Here is a 1,518-nt window from a genome sequence, read left to right as displayed (position 1 = left end):
TGGCACTTTCGAGTGCCTTTTTTATTGCCTGCTGATCAAGTGAACAGTTTTGCGACATAAAATGTCGTTCTAAGCGGTAGCGCGATATACAGCATGTCCCTGAATTGTTAAGCTTCGCGTTCATGTTGATCTTGATGTGGTTATGGCAAAGAAAACAACCAAAAAGGCTAAAACTCAAGCTCATTTTTTGAGCCAAAATATTGGAAAGATTCTGCTCGCCCTAGTTGCAACGGGAAGTTTTGCCATCGCATTTGGCAGTGAAAAAATTGCCAAACTTCTTCCTGTCTCAGGCGGCAACAGTGGATGCCTAAAACAGTTCTACCGTGATGTGCCACCGATACTCAACAGGGAAAGCCTGAAAAAAGACAGTTATGCACTGTGCTTTAACGGCTTCAATGTGATGTATTCAGGTGTGTCCAAAACGCCGCTATGGTCAGCCGAATACCTGACACCTGAGCGTTTAAGCATTAAGATCAAGCGTGAAGACAATTTCCATGAGGAAACACGGGTGCAGCTTGCGCATCGTGCTTTGTTATCGGACTATCGTGGTTCTGGTTATGATCGTGGGCATATGGTACCCAACGGTGATATGAACAATACCGCAGCGCAGCAGGATAGCTTTTCTTTAGCCAATATGGTGCCACAAGCACCCAAGAATAATCAGGAAGTCTGGCGTAAATTAGAAGAAGCGGTACGTTCTATTGTGACTAAACAGCATAAAGATGCTTATGTTATTACGGGACCGATCTTTGAAGCGAAGCGTTTAAAAACCATTGGCAATGGCGTAATAGTCCCTACGGCTGTATACAAAGCCGTGTATTTACCCAAACAGGGCATTATTGGTGCGTATTATGCGCCGAATAATGATTCGCTACAGGTTAAAGTCGTGAGCGTGTGCTATCTAGAAGAAAAACTAGGGATTAATTTATTCCCGCAGCTTACAGAACAACAAAAGCGTAATATTTATCAATTACCGACATCAGCACAACAGGTTAAAGCCAATAAAGACATTAACTATGTCAAATGGGATGGGCAAAGTCAGTGTGCAGAAGAGGCAACAACAGAAAGTATTCAAGCTCAACAACAGCAATTTGCTTCAGGGCAATCACAGTCCACTGAAAGTAAGTTACCGCAAGTAGATGAAGAAACCAAACAGGCTTTAATCAAGCAATTGATTGAAGCATTGGTTCAGTTTTTTTTACAATTATTGCGATAATATCGCAGCTATCCTAAAGTGATTATGCTTAACTCAAATAGGGTAAAACAGAAAAGAACAATGAGAGGAAAAGATGTTTAAACCTTTTGAACAGGGCGATCAGTCTTCGGCAATTTACGATCTGACTTTGGAAAATCAAGTGGACTGTGTCAGTTTATATGGCAACTTACAAATTACCAAAGATCAAGCAGGTTTGAAAACAGCCAAAGCATTACAAAGTTTTATCAATGATGTGGTGGCAGCATTAGAAAAACAAAGCTTACCTGAACAGATTGAACGAAAGCTTGAGCGAGAAATTGAAA

General features: G+C 41.2%; 2 protein-coding genes. Both read left to right on the top strand.

Translation table 11 applies throughout. From position 1 onward, the window contains the following. Nucleotides 1-142 precede the first annotated feature (142 nt). Nucleotides 143-1,216: a DNA/RNA non-specific endonuclease gene (locus tag B4H32_RS02145; protein ID WP_004683485.1), complete on the top strand. Its 1,074-nt coding sequence runs from the start codon at nucleotides 143-145 to the stop codon at nucleotides 1,214-1,216. A gap of 73 nt (nucleotides 1,217-1,289) precedes the next feature. Beyond that, nucleotides 1,290-1,518, top strand: a 229-nt coding sequence (locus B4H32_RS02140) for a hypothetical protein (RefSeq protein ID WP_286799599.1), incomplete at its 3' end; no start/stop codon positions are given.

Source organism: Acinetobacter sp. UBA2063 (genome assembly GCF_002333245.1).
In the GTDB taxonomy this organism is placed as follows: domain Bacteria; phylum Pseudomonadota; class Gammaproteobacteria; order Pseudomonadales; family Moraxellaceae; genus Acinetobacter; species Acinetobacter parvus.
The sequence above is the reverse complement of the archived record's forward strand: the minus strand, read 5'-3'. Positions and strand labels throughout refer to the sequence as shown.